Raw genomic sequence first — 17,321 nt, forward strand, 5'->3', positions numbered from 1 at the left:
TATGACCGCGACCCCGACCGCAGCGCCCCGCCACGACCCCAAGGTGATCACGGCGCTGCGCAACTTCGCGATCTCGATCACGGTGTTCAACATCTTCGGCTACACCGTGCTGGGCTTCGAGCAGCCCTGGCTGTGGCCGTTCGTCGCCCTGGCGACCGGCTACTCGATCGAGATCGTCCTGGAGGCGGTGGGCGCCCGGGCGGAGGGCCGCCGGCCACGCTACCTCGGCAACGGGCTGCGCGGGCTGGTCCAGTTCCTCTACCCGGCGCACATCACCAGCCTCGCGATGAACATGCTGATCTACGTCAACGACCAGATCCTGGTGCTGATCTTCGGCGTGGCGGTCGCGATCGGCGCCAAGTGGGTCCTCCGCGCCCCCTTCAAGGGCCGGATGCGGCACTACATGAACCCGTCGAACTTCGGCATCGCGGTGATCCTGCTGCTCTTCCCGTGGGCCAGCATCGCCCCGCCGTACCACTTCACCGAGCACATCACCGGCTTCTGGGACTGGTTCGTGCCGGCCATCATCATCGTCGGCGGCACCATGATCAACGGGAAGCTGACCGGTCGCATGTGGCTCATCGCGGGCTGGGTGTCCTTCTTCGTCCTCCAGGCCGTCATCCGCGGCGTCGTGCTGGACGTCTCGATCACCGGGGCGCTCGCCATGATGACCGGCACCGCGTTCGTGCTGTTCACCAACTACATGGTCACCGACCCGGGGACCAGCCCGTCCCCGCCCGCCGCCCAGTTCGCCTTCGGCGCCGGCGTCGCCGTCGTCTACGGCCTCCTCACCGGCGCCGGCATCGCGTACGGGATCTTCTTCGCCACCGCCCTGGTGTGCCTCGCCCGCGGCGGCTTCCACTGGGCGCTGCACTTCGTCAACCAGGCCCGCGAACGCCGCGATGCCCAGGCGGGCCCGTCCGTCACCCGGGCGCCGACCGTGCCCGTCGTCGCCGCCCCCGAACACGGCAAGGAGGTCGTGCCGGCATGAGCAGGATCGCCATCGTCGGGATGGCCAACCGTTACCCCGACGCCACCTCCCCCGGCGAGCTGTGGGAGAACGCCGTCGCCGGCCGCCGCGCCTTCCGCCGCCTACCGGACGTGCGGATGCGGCTCGACGACTACTGGGACCCGGACCCGGCGACACCGGACCGCTTCTACGCCCGTACCGCCGCCGTCATCGAGGGGTACGAGTTCGACCGGATCGCCTACAAGATCGCCGGCAGCACGTACCGGTCCACCGACCTCACCCACTGGCTGGCCCTGGACGTCGCCGCCATGGCCCTCGCCGACGCCGGTTTCCCGATGGCCGAGGGGCTGCCCCGCGAACGCACCTGCGTCGTGGTCGGCAACAGCCTCACCGGCGAGTTCTCCCGCGCCAACCAGCTGCGGCTGCGGTGGCCGTACGTGCAGCGCATGGTGGCCGCCGCGCTCAAGGAGCAGGACTGGGACGACGACCAGCTGGCCGCGTTCCTGGCCGACTTCGAGGCCCGCTACAAGGCGCCGTTCCCCGGCATCGACGAGGACACCCTGGCCGGTGGCCTGTCCAACACCATCGCCGGCCGGATCTGCAACCACTTCGACCTCAACGGCGGCGGGTACACGGTGGACGGCGCCTGCTCGTCCTCGCTGCTCTCCGTCGCCACCGCCTGCAAGACCCTGCTCGACGGCGAGGTCGACGTGGCGGTGGCCGGCGGCGTGGACATCTCGATCGACCCCTTCGAGATCATCGGCTTCGCCAAGACCGGCGCGCTGGCCCGCGACGAGATGCGCGTCTACGACCGCAGGTCCAACGGCTTCTGGCCGGGCGAGGGCTGCGGGATGATCGTGCTGATGCGCGAGCGGGACGCGCTCGACGCCGGGCACCGCGTCTACGCCACCATCGCCGGCTGGGGCATCTCCTCCGACGGCAAGGGCGGCATCACCCGCCCCGAGGTCAACGGCTACCAGCTCGCGCTGCGCCGCGCGTACGAGCGGGCCGGGTTCGGGATCGACACCGTCGGCCTGTTCGAGGGGCACGGCACCGGCACCGCCGTCGGCGACGCCACCGAGCTGAAGGCCCTCTCGCTGGCCCGCCGGGCGGCCGACCCGCGCGCTCCGAAGGCCGCGATCAGCTCCGTGAAGGGGATGATCGGCCACACCAAGGCGGCCGCCGGCGTCGCCGGCCTCATCAAGGCCGCCATGGCGGTGCACCACGAGATGATCCCGCCGGCGATCGGCTGCGTCGACCCGCACGAGCTGCTCACCGCCGACGACGCCGCGCTGCGGGTGCTGCGCCGGGCCGAACCCTGGCCGGGGGACACCCCGGTACGCGCCGGCATCACCGCGATGGGCTTCGGCGGCATCAACACCCACGTGGTGTTGGACAAGCGGGAACCGAAGCGGCGCACCAGGGTGGACAGCCGCACCCGCAACCTGAGCCGCTCGGTGCAGGACGCCGAACTGCTCGCCGTCGACGCCGAGTCGGCCGGCCTGCTGCGCGACCGGGTGCAGCAGCTGCTGGACTTCGTCCCCCAGGTGGCGTACGCCCAGCTCGGAGACCTGGCCGCCACCCTGCACCGGGAGCTGCAGGACCGGCCCTACCGGGCGGCGGTCGTGGCCTCCTCGCCGGAGGACGCGGAGCGCCAGCTGCGGCGCGTCCGGGACGCCCTGGACGCCGGCGAGACCCGGCTGCTCACCGCCGACGGGCGGGCGTTCTGCGGGCACGTGGTCGAGGAGGGCCGCATCGGCTTCCTCTTCCCCGGCCAGGGTTCCGGCCGCGGCACCAGCGGCGGCGCCCTGCGCCGCCGGTTCGGCCGGGCCGAGGACGTGTACGAGCGGGCCGCCCTCCCGACCAGCGGCGACATGGTGGCCACCGCGGTCGCCCAGCCCCGCATCGTCACCGGGTCCATGGCCGGCCTGCGGGTCCTGTCCGACCTGGGGGTCGAGGCGCGGGTGGCCGTCGGGCACAGCCTCGGCGAGCTGTCCGCCCTGCACTGGGCGGGCGCCATGGACGGGGCGACCCTGCTGCGGGTCGCCGCCGTACGCGGGCGCACCATGGCCGAGCACAGCGCCTCCGGCACCATGGCCAGCCTGGCCGCCTCGCCGGACGCGGTGGCCGGCCTGCTGCCCGGCCACGACGTGGTCGTCGCCGGCTACAACGGCCCGCAGCAGACGGTGGTCGCCGGACCGGTCGACGCCGTCGAGGCGGTGAGCCGGGCCGCGAAGGACGCCGGCATCAACGCCACCCGGCTGTCCGTGTCGCACGCGTTCCACTCCCCGCTGGTGGCACCCGCCGCCGCGGCCTTCGGCGAGCGGCTGGCCGAGGAACACTTCGGACCGGTACGCGAGCCGGTGGTCTCCACCGTCACCGGCGAGGTGCTCGCCCCGGACACCGACGTCCCGGCGCTGCTGCACCGGCAGATCACCGACCCGGTGCTCTTCGCGCAGGCCGTCGCTCTCGCCGCGAAGGACATCGACCTGTTCGTCGAGGTCGGCCCCGGCCGGGTGCTCAGCGGCCTGGCCGCCGCGGTGACCGACGTGCCGGCCGTGGCGCTGGACACCGACGACGAGTCGCTGACCGGCCTGCTGCGGGTGGTCGCGGCCGCGTACGTCACCGGCGCCGCGGACGTCCACCCGGGCCTGTTCCACGGCCGGCTCATCCGGCCCGTGCAGCTCGGCCAGCAGTTCAGCTTCTTCGCCAGCCCGTGCGAGGCGGCTCCCACCGTCGACGTCCGCCCCGTCGCGGCGGGGGCGCCGGTCGAGACCGAGCCCGCCGCACCGGCCGGGAGTGGCGAGTCCGGCCTGGAACTGCTGCGCCGGCTGGCCGCCGAACGGGCGGAGCTGCCGCTGGAGATGGTGCGCGACGACAGCCGGCTCCTCGACGACCTGCACCTCAGCTCGATCACCGTCGGCCAGGTGGTCAACCAGGCCGCCCAGCAGCTCGGTATCGGTGCCGCCGAGACGCCGACGAACTTCGCCACCGCCACCCTGCGGGAGCTGGCGGAAGCGTTCGACGAGCTGCACCGGACGGCCCGCCCGGCCGACGCCGAGCAGCGGCCGGTGGTGGCCGGCGCCGCGCCGTGGTCCCGGCCGTTCCGGCTGGACCTGGACCCGGTGCCACTGCCCGCGCGCGGCCCGGCCGAGGAGAACGGCCACTGGCGGGTGTACGCGCCGGACGGCGACCCGCTCGCCGAGAAGGTGCGGCGTGGCCTCGAACGCGGCCGGGTCGGCTCCGGCGTGCTGGTCTGCCTGCCCGCCGACTGCCAGGAGGAACACCTGGACCTCGCCCTCCAGGGTGCCCGGGCCGTCCTGACCGGTCAGCTCGGCGACCGGTTCGTCGTCGTCGAGCGCGGGCGCGGCGCGGCCGGCCTGGCCAAGACGCTCCGGTTGGAGGCACCCCAGCTCCGGGTGACCGTCGTGCACGTCCCGGCCGACGGCGTGGCCGCCGAGCGGGTGCTGGCCGAGGTCGCCGCCACCGAGGAGTTCGCCGAGGTCCACCACGACGAGCAGGGACGGCGGCTCGTCCCGACCCTGCGGGCCATGCCGGTTCGGGCGGCGCGGCCGGTGCCGCCGCTGGACGGCGGTGACGTGCTGCTGGTCACCGGCGGCGGCAAGGGCATCACCGCGGAGTGCGCCATCGTGGTGGCCCGCGACACCGGGGCGCGGCTGGCCGTGCTCGGGCGCTCCGACCCGGCCGCCGACGAGGAGCTGGCCGCGAACCTGCGACGGATGACCGAGCAGGGGCTCACCGTCCACTACGCCCGCGCCGACGTCACCGACGCCGGGCAGGTCCGGGCGGCGGTGGCCGAGGTGACGGCCGCGCTCGGCCCGGTCACCGGCGTGCTGCACGGCGCCGGCCGCAACGAGCCGGCCGCGCTCACCAACCTCGACCGGGACGCGGTCCGGCGGACGTTCGCGCCGAAGATCGACGGCCTGCGGGCGGTGCTGGACGCGGTCGACACCGGCCGGTTGAAGGCGCTCATCACGTTCGGCAGCATCATCGGTCGCAGCGGCCTGCGCGGCGAGGCGCACTACGCGATGGCCAACGACTGGCTCGCGGACCTCACCACCGAGTTCGGCCGCCACCACCCGGAGTGCCGCACGCTCTGTCTGGAGTGGTCGGTCTGGTCGGGGGCCGGGATGGGGGAGCGGCTGTCGGTGGTCGAGGCCCTCGAACGCGACGGCGTCACGCCGATCACGCTCGACCAGGGCGTGGAGATCATGCGCCGGTTGCTGGTCGACGCGGACGCCCCGCCGGTCGTCGTCGTCAGCGGCCGTACGCAGGGCATCGACACGGTCCGGCACCACGTGCCCGACCTGCCGCTGCTGCGTTTCGTCGACCGGCTGCCGGTCCACTACCCCGGCGTCGAACTGGTCTCCGAGACCACGCTCAGCGCGGACACCGACCGTTACCTTCCCGACCACCTGCTCGACGGCAACCTGCTCTTCCCGGCCGTGTTCGGCATGGAGGCGATGGCCCAGGTCGCGACCGCACTGACCGGTCGCCGGTCGGTCCCGGTGATCGAGGCGGCGGAGTTCGCCCGGCCGATCGTGGTGCCGCCGGACGGCAGCACCACCGTCCGGATCGCCGCGGTCGTGACCGACGACGACACGGTGCAGGTGAGCATCCGCAGCGCGGAGACCGGCTTCGCCGCCGACCACTTCCGCGCCCGCCTGCGCTTCACCGACGCCCCGGCGCCGGACGGCCCGCCCGAGCAGGTCCGGCCCGGGCTGCCGGACGTCCCGCTGGCGCCGGACCGGGACCTGTACGGCGACGTCCTGTTCCAGGGGCGGCGGTTCCAGCGGCTGCGCCGCTACCACCGCGCCGCCGCCCGGGACGTCGACGCGGACCTCGCGGTGCACCCCGACACGGACTGGTTCGCCGGCTTCCTGCCGGCCGAGCTGATCCTCGGCGACCCCGGCGTGCGGGACGCGCTGATGCACGGCAACCAGGTGTGCGTCCCGCACGCCACGTTGTTGCCCGCCGGCATCGAGCGGGTTCACCCCGGCGGGGCGGCCCTGGCGGCGGCGGGGGAGGTGCGCTACTGCGCCCGCGAACGCAGCCGCGACGGGGACACCTACGTCTACGACATCGCCGTGCGGGACGCCGACGGGCGGGTCCTGGAGCGCTGGGACGGGCTGCGGTTGCAGGCCGTCCGCAAGCGCAGCGACCTGCGCTGGGCGGCGCCGCTGCTCGGGCCGTACCTGGAACGGGAGTTCGGCGACCTGCTGGGCGTCCCGATCGCGGTGGCGGTCGAGCCCGACGCCCCCGGCGACGGCGGTGCCGGCGCCGCCGGCCGGGGCCGCACCGCCCGCGCCGCCGGCCGGGCCCTGGGCCGCGCGGTCGACGTGCGGTACCGGCCCGACGGGCGCCCCGAGGTCGACGGCGACCGGCAGGTGTCCGCGGCGCACGGCGCGGGGCTCACCTTCTGCGTGGTCGGCCCCGGCCCGCTCGGTTGCGACGTGGAGCCGGTGACGGCCCGCCCGGCACCGGAGTGGGACGGGCTGCTCGGCCCGAACCGGGGCCTGGCCGACCTGGTCGCCGCCGAGACCGGCGAGGATCTCGCCGTCGCGGCGACCCGGGTCTGGACGGCGACGGAGTGCCTCCAGAAGGCGGGGCTGCCGCAGCGCTCGCCGCTGGCGCTGCACTCCACCGGCGACGGGCGGGTGCTGCTCGCCTCCGGGGACCTGCGGATCGCCACCGCGCCGGCGACCCTGCGCGACCAGGCCGCGCCGGTGGTCTTCGCGGTGCTGACCGGAAAGGACGGGTGACGCGCGATGGGCGACTACTACGAGTACCGGCACATCGTCGGGTTCGAGGACACCAACCTCGTCGGCAACGTCTACTACGTCAACTACCTGCGCTGGCAGGGCCGGTGCCGGGAGATGTTCCTCCACGAGCGCGCCCCGGAGGTGCTCGCCGACGTCCGCGACGACCTCAAGCTGTTCACCCTGAAGGTCGACTGCGAGTTCTTCGCCGAGATCACCGCCTTCGACGAGTTGTCCATCCGGATGCGGCTGGTCGACCTCGCCCAGACGCAGCTGGAGTTCAGCTTCGACTACGTCCGGCTCGACCCGGGCGGCGGCAGCACGCTCGTCGCCCGGGGCCGGCAGCGGGTGGCCTGCATGCGGGGACCGAACACCCGGACCCGGCCGGCGCGCGTGCCGGAGGCGCTGGTGCGGGCCCTGCGCCCGTACCGCGCCCCGACCGGGGCGCAACCGGCCGGAAGCAGGAGGACCTGATGAGCATCGACCAGGTGACACCCGTCGCGGCCACCGACCCGGACGGGCTGCGCGGGGCGTTCGGGACCTTCGCGACCGGGGTGACGGTGGTGTCGGTGGGTGGCCCGCTGCCGCACGGCATGACGGCCAACTCGTTCACATCGGTCTCCCTCGACCCGCCGCTGGTGCTGGTCTGCGTGGACCGCCGGGCCGTCATGCACGACCGGCTCCTCGCCAGCGGGGTCTTCGGCGTCTCCGTCCTCGCCGACGACCAGGAGAAGGTGGCCCGGCACTTCGCCGACCGCCGGCGCCCGCTGGGCGCGGCCCAGTTCGACACGGTGGAGTGGACGCCGGGCCGGGTGACCGGGGCGCCGCTGATCGACGGCGCGCTGGCCCGGTTCGAGTGCGCCGTCTGGCAGGTGTACGACGGCGGGGACCACAGCATCGTCACGGGGCGGCTGCTGTCGGCCGAGCGGCGCGGCGACGACGATCCGGTGCTGTTCCTCCGGGGCCGCTTCCGCCGCGTCGCGGCCGAGCCGAGCGGGGTGGCGACGTGACGCTGGTGGCGGCCGGCCGGACCTATCCCGGGCCGACCGGCCCCGCCCTCCTGCGGTCGCTGTGGCAGCTCGGCCGGGACCGGCTGGGTCTGATGACCTCCGCCGCCCGCTACGGCGACGCCGTCCGGCTCGGGGCCGGGCCCCGCGCGCTGTACTTCTTCAACCATCCCGATCACGCCAAGCACGTCCTGGCCGACAACAGCCAGAACTACACCAAGGGGCTCGGGCTCGTGCACGCCCGGCGGGCGCTCGGCGACGGCCTGCTGACCAGCGAGGGCGAGCTGTGGCGCAAGCAGCGGCGGGTGATCCAGCCGGTGTTCCAGGCCAAGCGCATCGCCGGCCAGGCCCACGCGGTGGCGGAGGAGGCCGAGCGGCTCATCGCCCGGCTGCGGGCCCGCCGCGGCGCGGGCGTGGTGAACCTGACCGACGAGTTCACCGCGCTGACCCTCGGCGTCCTCGGCCGGACGCTGCTCGACGCCGACCTCGACGCGTTCACGACCGTCGGGGCGGCCTTCGAGGAGATGCAGAACCAGGCCATGTTCGAGATGGCCTCGATGAGCATGGTGCCGATGTGGGTGCCGCTGCCGCAGCAGCTGCGGTTCCGGCGGGCTCGCCGGGAACTCGAGCGGATCGTCGGCCGGCTGGTCGCCGACCGGACCGCCCGCGGCGACGTGGCGGGCGCCGACGACGCGCTGTCCCGGCTGATCGCCTCCACCCGCGACGAACCGGATCCCCGGGTGGCCCGGCAGCGGATGCGCGACGAACTGGTAACGCTGCTGCTGGCCGGTCACGAGACCACCGCGAGCACGCTCGGCTGGACCTTCCACCTGGTCGACCGGCATCCGTGGGTACGGCGGCGGCTGCACGAGGAGGCGGTCGAGGTGCTCGGCGACCGGCCTCCCGAGTACGCCGACCTGGCCCGACTGACGTACACGAAGATGGTGGTCAGCGAGGCGATGCGGCTCTACCCGCCGGTGTGGATGCTGTCCCGCCGGGCGCGCGGCGCCGACGTCGTGGACGGGTATCGGGTGCCGGCCGGCGCGGACGTGCTGATCTGCCCGTACACCCTGCACCGGCACCCGGCGTTCTGGCCGGAGCCGGAGCGGTTCGACCCGGCGCGGTTCGACCCGGAGATGACGGCGGACCGGCCCCGGTACGCGTACGTGCCGTTCGGTGCCGGGCCGAGGTTCTGCGTCGGCAACCACCTGGGCCTGATGGAGGCCGTGTTCGTGGTGGCGATGGTGTCGCGGGAGTTCGCGCTGGTGGCCCCGGCCGGGCAGCGGGTGGTGGCCGAGCCGATGCTGTCGCTGCGGGTGCGGGGCGGCCTGTCGATGACGGTGCAGCCGGCGATCTGAGTCGGCGCGACGGGTGGGCGGGTGCGCGGGCACCCGCCCACCCGTCGCGCGTGCCGGCCGGGCGACGACGTCGCCGTGGCCGTGGTGCCGCTCGGTCGGGCGCTCCGGCGCCGTACCCGGCGGTGTGCCGGGTACGCGGCGGGACGCCGGCCGGGTCCCCTGTGGACCCCACCGGCGTCCCGTCGGGCAGGCGGGTCGCGCGGCCGCTCAGGCGGCCGCTCCGGCCAGTTCCCGCCGGCTCTGTTCGTGCACCGCCGCGCGGCGGACGTCGAGCAGGGCCAGCAGCACCGGCGGGTCGACCGAGCGGGTCGGCGAGAGCTGGAGGTCGCGGGACCGCGTGACGATGCCACGTCGCACCGTCAACGGCCCCACGCTGCCGACGCAGGCCGGGTACGGCTCGGCCAGGGAGCCCTCCGGATCGTTGCCGGCGACCGAGTGGGCGAGCAGGTACCACTCGCCCTCGGGCACCCGGTCGAGGTGCAGCCGGCCGGGCTCCCGCATGATCGCGCACCGGACCGGACGCCCCTCGGGGATCCGGTCCGGGAACAACCCCGCGAAGATGAGGGCGGGCTCGTGGGACGACGAGGCCCGGATGGCACCGCTCACCGACCCGGTGGCCGACTCCGGCAGGGCGTGGTCCATGACCGGTACCTGTGGCGTGAAGCCTCCCAGCCGCCGGTAGGTGGTGGGGGAGAGGCCGACACTGCGGCTGAACCGCGAGCTGAAGGTCCCCACGCTGGTGTACCCGACCTGGATGCTGATGTCCGCGACCGTCATGGACGTGGAGACCAGCAGCTGCTTCGCGCGCTGCAGGCGCAGCGCCGACAGGAAGCGCGCCGGGGTCACCCCGGTCGCCTTCTGGAAGATGCGGGAGAAGTGGAATTTGCTGAACATGGCGGTGCGTGCCATTTCGTCAATGGTGAGTTGCCTGCTCAGATCATTGTGCATCAACTCGATGACACGCTCGGCAACTTTCTCGACAGTGTGCGACACGTTTCGTCTCCCCCAGGTTTGTCGAAAATGGTTGCCCAGTACCGTCGAACGCATTGTGCCGACATTTTCGGTCGCCGGTCGGGCGAATCGTCCGATGTCGGGGCGCGTTCTTTCTCCAGCGGTTTCTGGAGTGACCGGCCTGGTTGCGGATCTGGACGTTCAGTCAGTCATTCAATGGCTGTCGGCGTCCGTTCAATAAACTCCTCAGGCACATGGACAGGCAGGTCAGAACGGAATGGATATTAGCCGAGACGATTGTGTGCGGCAACGTCCTGCCAGGTGTCGGCCGGCCGCCGGTAACGCTTCGTAACCGGCAAGAATGAGAATCCCAGGGCCGCCGGACGGGTCGGTCGACAGTGGTAATCACTGGTGTCCACGACACACTTCCGGGTCGCCATGTGTGCATGTAGAGTTGCTCTCCGATCGGCGCTCACGCTGCCGGTCGGCCGCTGTGGGACACTATGGCGTGCGAGGTCGGCGGCGAGTGTAATGGAATTAGATGCGCATTTCGGAGCTCAGCAAGCAGAGCGGCCTGTCCGTCCCGACAATCAAGTTCTACCTGCGTGAGGGGCTACTCCAGCCCGGCGTGCGCACCGGTCGCAACCAGGCCGAGTACGCCGAGGAACACCTCGCCCGCCTGCGGTTCATCCAGGTCCTCACCGGCCCCGGTCGGCTCGGGATCTCGGACGTGCGCGAGGTGCTGGCGGCGATCGACTCGCGGGGCCGTCCACTCCGTGGACTGTGTACGGTGATCAACGCCACGGTGGCGGCGATGCCGGCCGTGGACGGGGAGGACGACGTGCGCCGCGAGGTCGACGGATACGTCGAGCGGCTGGGCTGGCAGGTGGACGACGACGCGGCCGAACGGCGGACGCTCGCCCAGGTGCTGGCCATGCTGCGGCGGCTCGGCTGGTCGGACGGGGTCGAGGTGTTCGACGCGTACGCCGAGGCCGCGCGGGAGCTGGGTGCGTACGAGGCCACGGACGTGCCGGCCGACCCGCCGGACGCGGAGGCGTGCATGCGCCTGACCGCACGCCTCGTCCTCCTGGACGTGGCGTTGACCGCGCTGCGGCGGATGGCCCTCACCCACCACGCCGGCAACCGTCGTCACTCGGATGCGCAACTTCCATAGCGGAGCGTGTTCGATACCGAACCAGTGGCGCAATCTCAGAGAAGATCGACTTGAGGGCTCGGGCCGTCGCGCCGGGGTGGCCGGCGAACGCCGAGCGTGAATGCCGGGTCGCTTTTCGTGGCCGATCCGCGCCCCGGGAAATGCCCTCGGCCGCCCGCTGCGCCCGCCCCGGGTGGGGTCGGCGCTAACGCTGGGGAATTCCCCGGGCCGGTGTCGGGGAGGGTGGAACTCCGCGCCGGCCGTTGGCGATTCTCGCCGTCGTACCGGCGTCGTCGGAAAAGGACCGCCGCTCACCGTCCGGCCGAAGACGGCCGGCACGCAACGGCGTACGCCGGTCCACCAATCGCCGTACCCCATGAGCCGAACGGCCGATCCGGAAGCCGGCGCGGCCGTTCGGGTGGGTCACGTCGTCGCGGCCCGGCGTCGCTCAGCCGCCGGCGGCCACCGTCTCCTTCGCGCCGGCCGGATCCGGCGCCGCCGGCTCCTCCCCGGACGGTCGCTCGGCGCCGGCCGGCTCGTCGCCGGCCGGTCCCGGGGTCTCGTCCGGCGCCCGGTGGGCACCCGCCTCGGCAGGGGAGTCCCCCGCAAGCCGTCCGGCGGGCGCGGGTTCGCTGCCGGTACGCGCGACCACCTGCGGGTACTCGGCCGTCTCGCCACCGCCGGCGGCCGCCATCACCGCCGCCGCGGCCAGGTCGGCCACCCGCTTCGCCTCCCGCTTGACCCGCGCCCGCACCTCCTTGGCGTGCGTCTCGGCGGAGTCCGCCGCCCGTCGGGCCTCCTCCAGCCGGTGCAACTGGTCGGCCAGCTCCCGCCGGGTCTCGCCGAGACGCTGGCGCACCGTGACCAGCTCCCGCTCGGTGGTGTCCCCCTCCTGGCGGACCTGTTCGAGCTGCTGCTGGGTGGTCTCCAACTCGGACTGGAGCCGGGTGAGCGTCTCCCGGCGGTCCCGGACGCTCTGCTGCACCGTGGCGAGCTGCTGCTGGTGGGTGGTGGCCTGCTCGTCGGCGCGCTGGCGGACCTTGGCGGCGTACTGCTGCGCCTCGGCGATGAGCGTGGCGATCTCCTGCTCGGCGGCGGTGCGCTGCGCGGCCAGCTCCCGCTCGGCGGCGGCATGCTGCTCGGTCAGCTCCTGCTCGGCGGCGGTGCGCCGGTCGTTCAGCTCCCGCTCCACGGTGGCCTGCCAGCGCGTCAGCTCCTCCTGCGTACGGCTGCGCGCGGCCTGCACCTCCTGCTGGATCTGGGTCCGCGCGGAGGTCAGGAACGCCTCGGCCTCGGCCCGGGCCTGCTCGATCTTCTGGGCGCTCTGCTCCTCGATGCGGTTCGCCTCCTGCCGGGCCCGCTCGTGGGCGGCCTCCCCGGCCTCCCGCAGCTGCTCGGCCGCGGCCCGGATCTCGGCCAGCTCGGCCTGGGCGGCGGCGCGCCGCTCCTCGTCCACGTTCTCCTGGGTGGCGCGGCGCGCGGCCAGCTCCTCCTCGAACTCGCGGAGGGTCCGCGCCGAGTGCTCCCGCGCGTCGGTGAGTGCCTTCTCCGCCGCGGCCTCCAGCTCGGCCGCCCGGGTCGCGGCAGCCTCCCCGATCACCTCGGCCTGCCGCTCGGCCAGCGCCAGGATCTGCTCGACCATCGGGCCGAGGTCGCGGAACGCGGCCCGGTCGACCCGCGCCGGCCGTTCGCGCAGCTCGGCGACCTCCGCCTCCAGCTGCCCGACCTGCTCGGACAGGGCGTCCAGCCGGGAGCGCGCCTCGTCGCGGTCGGCCGCCGTCCGGGCCAGCTCGCCGTCGAGCTGGTCGAGGTGCCGGTCCACCTGCCGCTTGTCGTAGCCGCGCAGCGCGGTGTCGAAGGTGGGCCGCGACGTGTTGTCGTCGCGGACCGCGAACGGCTCGTCGCCGTGGGACATGCTGCATCCTCCGTACGATCGCGAACGCCACGCCGGGGAGGGACCGCCCCACGGGCAACGATGTGGCGACACGCTACCGCCGTCGGTGAACGGGTTGAACCCCTGCCCCACCTGTCGGCACGCAGAGGTGGCGAGGTGGTCGGCCGGACCCGGACGTTCGGACCGCGACGACCCCCCGCGTCTTGACACTTGGTCAGGTAAGGCTAACCTAACCGCATGTCGAGTGCAGTGCGGTCGAGCGCCGCAACGCCCCGCCTTCGCGGCGTGGAGCTGAGCCTGGGTTACCACGGCGCGACCGTGGTGCACGGCGCGTCCATCGCGCTCCGCCCCGGCACGGTGACCGCCCTCGTCGGCCCCAACGGCAGCGGCAAGTCCACACTGCTGCGCGCACTGGCCCGGCTGCACCCGGTCGGCGGTGGCCAGGTGCTGCTGGCCGACGGCGGGGACGCCGCCGGCCTGCCCGCCCGGGAGTTCGCCCGCCGGGTCACCCTGCTCGCCCAGAGCCGACCGGTGCCCAGCGGGGTCACCGTGCGCGACGTGGTCGGCTACGGCCGCCACCCGTACCGCGGGCGCTGGCGGGCCGACGACCCCGACGGCCCCGCCGCCGTCGCCCGCGCCATGACCGTCACCGGCGTCGCCGCGATGGCCGACCGGCCGGTCGACGAGCTCTCCGGCGGCGAGCTCCAACGGGTGTGGCTGGCCACCTGCCTGGCCCAGGACACGCCCGTGCTGCTGCTCGACGAGCCCACGACCTTCCTCGACCTCCGGTACCAGGTGGAGATCCTCGACCTGGTCCGGGACCTCGCCGACGAGCACGACGTCGCGGTCGGCGTGGTGCTGCACGACCTCAACCAGGCCGCGGCCGTCGCCGACGAGGTGGTGCTCCTGCACGCCGGACGGGTCCGCGCGACCGGCGCGCCCGTCGACGTGCTCACCGAGGAGGACCTCACCGCCACCTACGGCATCCGCGTCGAGGTCACCACCGACCCCGTCACCGGCCTGCTCTCCACCCGCCCGGTCGGCCGGCACACCAGCCGGGTGCCCGGCTGAACCGTCACTACCCGAGAAAGAAACCTCCATGACCCGTACCCGTGTCACCGCGCTGCTCGCCGCCGCGGCCGCGCTGCTGCTCAGCGCCTGCGGCACCACCGAGAACACCGCCACCCCCGCGGCCACCAGCTCCGCCGCCGCCGGCCCGGTCACCGTCACCGACAGCCGCGGCAAGGCCGTCACCCTGAAGGCCCCGGCCACCAAGGTCGTGGGCCTGGAGTGGGGTGAGGTCGAGATGCTCGTCAGCCTCGGCGTCATGCCGGTCGGCGTCGCCGACACGAAGGGCTACGCCACCTGGGTGACCGCCGCCAAGCTCGACCCGTCGGTCAAGGACGTCGGCACCCGCTCCGAGCCCAGCGTCGACTCCGTCGTCGCCCTCCAGCCGGACCTCGTCGTGATGGAGGACGACCGGGGCGGTGCCCTCGTCGCCCAGTTGGAGAAGTACGTCCCGGTCATCGTGACCAAGGGCAGCGACGCGAAGGACAACCTCGGCCGGATGCGGTCGGACCTGAACATGATCGCCACCGCCGTCGGCAAGACCACCGAGGCGGAGAAGCTGCTCGCCGACTTCGACGCCGCCCTCGCCGACGGCAAGAAGAAGATCGCCGACGCCGGCGCGGCCGGCCGGCCGTTCGCCATCGCGGACGGCTGGAAGGAGGGCAGCACGGTCAGCATCCGGATGTTCGGTCAGGGCTCGCTGGTCTCCCAGCTCGGCATTCAGCTCGGCCTGACCAACGCCTGGACCGGCAAGACCGACGAGGTGTGGGGCCTGGGCCAGACCGACGTCGAGGGGCTGACCGTCCTCAAGGACCCGAACCTGCACTTCTTCTACAACGCCTCGGACGGCACCGACGTCTTCGCCGACGGCCTCGCCGGCAACGCCGTCTGGAAGTCCCTGCCGTTCGTGCAGAAGGGCAACCTGCACAAGATGCCGGACGGGATCTGGACCTTCGGCGGGCCGCTCTCCGGCAAGCAGTACATCGACCAGCTCGTGAAGACCTACACGGTGTGACCCAGCTGTCCGCACCCCCGCGCCCGGAGCCGGCCACCCGGCCGGCTCCGGCCGGGCGGCCCTCCGTCCCCCGCCTCACCGGGGCCTTCGCCGCCGCGACCCTGCTGCTGCTCGTGGTCGCCGCGGTGCACATCACCCAGGGCACCTCCACCGTCGGCGCCCTCGACCTGCTGCGCCTGGTCACCGGCGGCGACGACGAGGCCGCCCGGGTGCTGGTGGCGTCCCGCATCCCACGGCTGCTCGCCGGGCTCGCCATCGGCGTGGCCCTGGGCTTCGCCGGCGCCGCCCTCCAGTCGATCGCCCGCAACCCGCTCGCCTCGCCGGACACGCTCGCCGTCAACGCGGGCGCCCACCTGGCCATCGTCTCCGTCGCCGCGTTCGGCATCGCGCTGCCCGCCCTGCCGGCCGGCGCACTCGCCTTCGGTGGCGGCCTCGCGGCGGCGACCCTGGTGATGGCGATGTCAGCGGGCGGGCAGACCGGCACCACCCGGCTCATCCTCGCCGGGTCGGCCACCGCGCTCGCCCTCAGCTCGCTGACGATGCTCCTGCTGCTCCTCTTCGAGCAGGCCACCATCGGGCTGTTCGCGTGGGGCAACGGCTCGCTCGTCCAGAGCGACCTGGTCGCGCTGACCCAGCTCGCCCCGGTGATGCTGGCCGCCGTCGTCGCACTGCTGCTGCTCGGCCACCGCCTCGACATCCTCGCCCTCGGCGACGACACCGCGACCGTCCTCGGGCTCGACGTGCGGCGTACCCGGCTCGTCGTCACCGTGCTCGCCGTGCTGCTGTCCGCCGCCGCGGTCACCCTGACCGGGCCGGTCGGCTTCGTCGGCCTCTGCGCCCCGGTCATCGTCCGCCTGCTCGGGCCGGTGCTGCCCGGCGTACACCGGCACCGCGCCCTGCTGCCGCTGTCCGGCATCGCCGGCGCGGTCATCGTGCTCGGCTCGGACGTCCTGCTGCGCGCCGTCATGGGCGGCCAGGCGGGCGTGGACATCCCCACCGGCGTGGTCACCACGCTGCTCGGGGCGGCCGTCCTCATCTGGCTCGCCCGCCGGCACCGGGACGCCGGACCCACCCGCCGACCGCCCGGCGGCCACGCCGCCGTCCGCTCCGGCGCCTTCCACCGGACCGTCGTCGCCGTCGCCGCGGTGGCCGCCGTCGCGGCGGTGTCCGTCGGCATGCTCGCCGGGGACACCTGGGTGCTGTTCGGCGACATCGTCAACTGGTTCCAGGGCCGAACCGGACCGGCGTACACGTTCGTGCTGGACCAGCGGTGGCCGCGGGTCGCCGCGGCGGTGCTGGCCGGCGCGGCGCTCGCGGTCGCCGGCACCACCGTGCAGGCGGTCTGCCGCAACCCGCTCGCGGAGCCGGGCATCCTCGGCATCACCGCCGGGGCCGGGCTCGGCGCGGTCGCGCTGCTCACCTTCGTGCCGCTGGCCGGGGTGTGGGCCGTCTCCGGCGTCGCGGGCCTCGGCGCGATCCTGGCGTTCGCGCTGGTCTACGGCGCCGCCTGGCGCGGCGGGCTCAGCTCCGACCGGCTGGTCCTGATCGGGTTCGGCGCCTGGCAGGGCGGCATGGCGGTGATCACCTTCCTGATCGTCGCGTTCGACCCGTGGAACACCGGCAAGGCGCTGACCTGGCTCTCCGGCTCGACGTACGGCCGCACCGCGGCCCAGGTGCTTCCGGTGGCGATCGCCCTGCTGGTGCTCACCCCGGCGGTCGTGGCCGCCCGGCGCGAGCTGGACCTGCTGGCCCTCGACGACGACACGCCCCGGGTGCTCGGCGTACGGCTGGAACGCACCCGCCTCGTCTCGCTCGGCGCGGCGGCCCTGCTCACGTCGACCGCCGTCTCCGCCGTCGGTGTGATCGGCTTCGTCGGCCTGGTCGCCCCGCACGCCGCCCGCGCGCTCGTCGGCGGGCGGCACGCCCGGGTGCTGCCGGTCGCCGCGCTGCTCGGCGCCGTCCTGGTCAGCGTCGCCGACACCCTCGGCCGCACCGTCATCGCCCCCGCCCAGATCCCGGCCGGCCTGGTGACGGCCATCATCGGCACCCCGTACTTCGTCTGGCTGCTGTGGCGATCCCGTGCCACCGCCGCCGCCGCGCGGTAGCGCCCGTTTGAGAGAGGCAC

Annotated in this window: 11 protein-coding genes; 9 read left to right on the top strand and 2 right to left on the bottom strand. The window is 73.9% G+C overall.

The window, feature by feature from the left end:
• Position 1 precedes the first annotated feature (1 nt).
• Genes AB0873_RS16130 through AB0873_RS16150 form a run of 5 tightly spaced genes read left to right on the top strand, consistent with a single transcriptional unit; the run spans position 2 to position 9,115 of the window.
• Positions 2–991 (top strand): enediyne biosynthesis protein, encoded by a 990-nt coding sequence (locus AB0873_RS16130; RefSeq protein ID WP_155331763.1) that lies wholly within the window; start codon positions 2–4, stop codon positions 989–991.
• Complete coding sequence (locus AB0873_RS16135; protein ID WP_366600524.1) at positions 988–6,753, top strand: type I polyketide synthase; 5,766 nt, start codon at positions 988–990, stop codon at positions 6,751–6,753. The genes AB0873_RS16130 and AB0873_RS16135 overlap by 4 nt, the downstream gene beginning before the upstream one ends.
• Positions 6,754–6,759: 6 nt before the next feature.
• Positions 6,760–7,224, top strand: coding sequence for an acyl-CoA thioesterase (locus AB0873_RS16140; protein WP_366600525.1), 465 nt, complete (start codon positions 6,760–6,762; stop codon positions 7,222–7,224).
• The gene (locus AB0873_RS16145) at positions 7,224–7,760 is read left to right on the top strand and encodes a flavin reductase family protein (protein ID WP_366600526.1); all 537 of its coding nucleotides are present in this window, start codon (positions 7,224–7,226) and stop codon (positions 7,758–7,760) included. Before AB0873_RS16140 ends, AB0873_RS16145 begins: the two co-directional genes overlap by 1 nt.
• A complete protein-coding gene (locus tag AB0873_RS16150) occupies positions 7,757–9,115 on the top strand; it encodes a cytochrome P450 (RefSeq protein ID WP_366600527.1) in 1,359 nt (452 codons plus the stop codon). Before AB0873_RS16145 ends, AB0873_RS16150 begins: the two co-directional genes overlap by 4 nt.
• A gap of 207 nt (positions 9,116–9,322) precedes the next feature.
• Here the strand turns inward: AB0873_RS16150 and AB0873_RS16155 are convergent, their stop codons facing one another.
• Positions 9,323–10,108: an AraC family transcriptional regulator gene (locus tag AB0873_RS16155; protein WP_366600528.1), complete on the bottom strand. Its 786-nt coding sequence runs from the start codon at positions 10,106–10,108 to the stop codon at positions 9,323–9,325.
• 499 nt (positions 10,109–10,607) lie between these two features.
• Here AB0873_RS16155 and AB0873_RS16160 point away from each other — a divergent pair, with 499 nt between their 5' ends.
• Positions 10,608–11,240, top strand: a complete 633-nt coding sequence (locus AB0873_RS16160) for a MerR family transcriptional regulator (protein ID WP_155331769.1) — start codon at positions 10,608–10,610, stop codon at positions 11,238–11,240.
• 427 nt (positions 11,241–11,667) lie between these two features.
• Here AB0873_RS16160 and AB0873_RS16165 read toward each other — a convergent pair whose 3' ends face one another.
• Positions 11,668–13,134, bottom strand: a complete 1,467-nt coding sequence (locus tag AB0873_RS16165) for a DivIVA domain-containing protein (protein ID WP_366600529.1) — start codon at positions 13,132–13,134, stop codon at positions 11,668–11,670.
• A gap of 216 nt (positions 13,135–13,350) precedes the next feature.
• On the opposite strand from AB0873_RS16165, the gene AB0873_RS16170 reads away from it, so the two are divergent.
• From AB0873_RS16170 to AB0873_RS16180, 3 genes are read left to right on the top strand one after another with little or no spacing between them, the layout of a single operon-like run.
• Positions 13,351–14,184 (top strand): ABC transporter ATP-binding protein, encoded by an 834-nt coding sequence (locus AB0873_RS16170; RefSeq protein WP_366600530.1) that lies wholly within the window; start codon positions 13,351–13,353, stop codon positions 14,182–14,184.
• Positions 14,185–14,212: 28 nt separating this feature from the next.
• Positions 14,213–15,196: an iron-siderophore ABC transporter substrate-binding protein gene (locus AB0873_RS16175; RefSeq protein ID WP_155331772.1), complete on the top strand. Its 984-nt coding sequence runs from the start codon at positions 14,213–14,215 to the stop codon at positions 15,194–15,196.
• 5 nt (positions 15,197–15,201) lie between these two features.
• On the top strand, positions 15,202–17,301 hold the full coding sequence (locus tag AB0873_RS16180; protein ID WP_366600562.1) for an iron ABC transporter permease: 2,100 nt from the start codon (positions 15,202–15,204) through the stop codon (positions 17,299–17,301).
• Positions 17,302–17,321: the final 20 nt, after the last annotated feature.

The organism is Micromonospora sp. NPDC047707, assembly GCF_040704235.1.
Lineage (GTDB): Bacteria > Actinomycetota > Actinomycetes > Mycobacteriales > Micromonosporaceae > Micromonospora.

Coding starts and splice junctions, on each gene's coding strand:
- AB0873_RS16130 (WP_155331763.1), top strand. CDS start 2: ATGACCGCGACCCCGACCGCAGCGCCCCGCCACGACCCCAAGGTGATC.
- AB0873_RS16135 (WP_366600524.1), top strand. CDS start 988: ATGAGCAGGATCGCCATCGTCGGGATGGCCAACCGTTACCCCGACGCC.
- AB0873_RS16140 (WP_366600525.1), top strand. CDS start 6,760: ATGGGCGACTACTACGAGTACCGGCACATCGTCGGGTTCGAGGACACC.
- AB0873_RS16145 (WP_366600526.1), top strand. CDS start 7,224: ATGAGCATCGACCAGGTGACACCCGTCGCGGCCACCGACCCGGACGGG.
- AB0873_RS16160 (WP_155331769.1), top strand. CDS start 10,608: ATGCGCATTTCGGAGCTCAGCAAGCAGAGCGGCCTGTCCGTCCCGACA.
- AB0873_RS16165 (WP_366600529.1), bottom strand. CDS start 13,134: ATGTCCCACGGCGACGAGCCGTTCGCGGTCCGCGACGACAACACGTCG.
- AB0873_RS16170 (WP_366600530.1), top strand. CDS start 13,351: ATGTCGAGTGCAGTGCGGTCGAGCGCCGCAACGCCCCGCCTTCGCGGC.
- AB0873_RS16175 (WP_155331772.1), top strand. CDS start 14,213: ATGACCCGTACCCGTGTCACCGCGCTGCTCGCCGCCGCGGCCGCGCTG.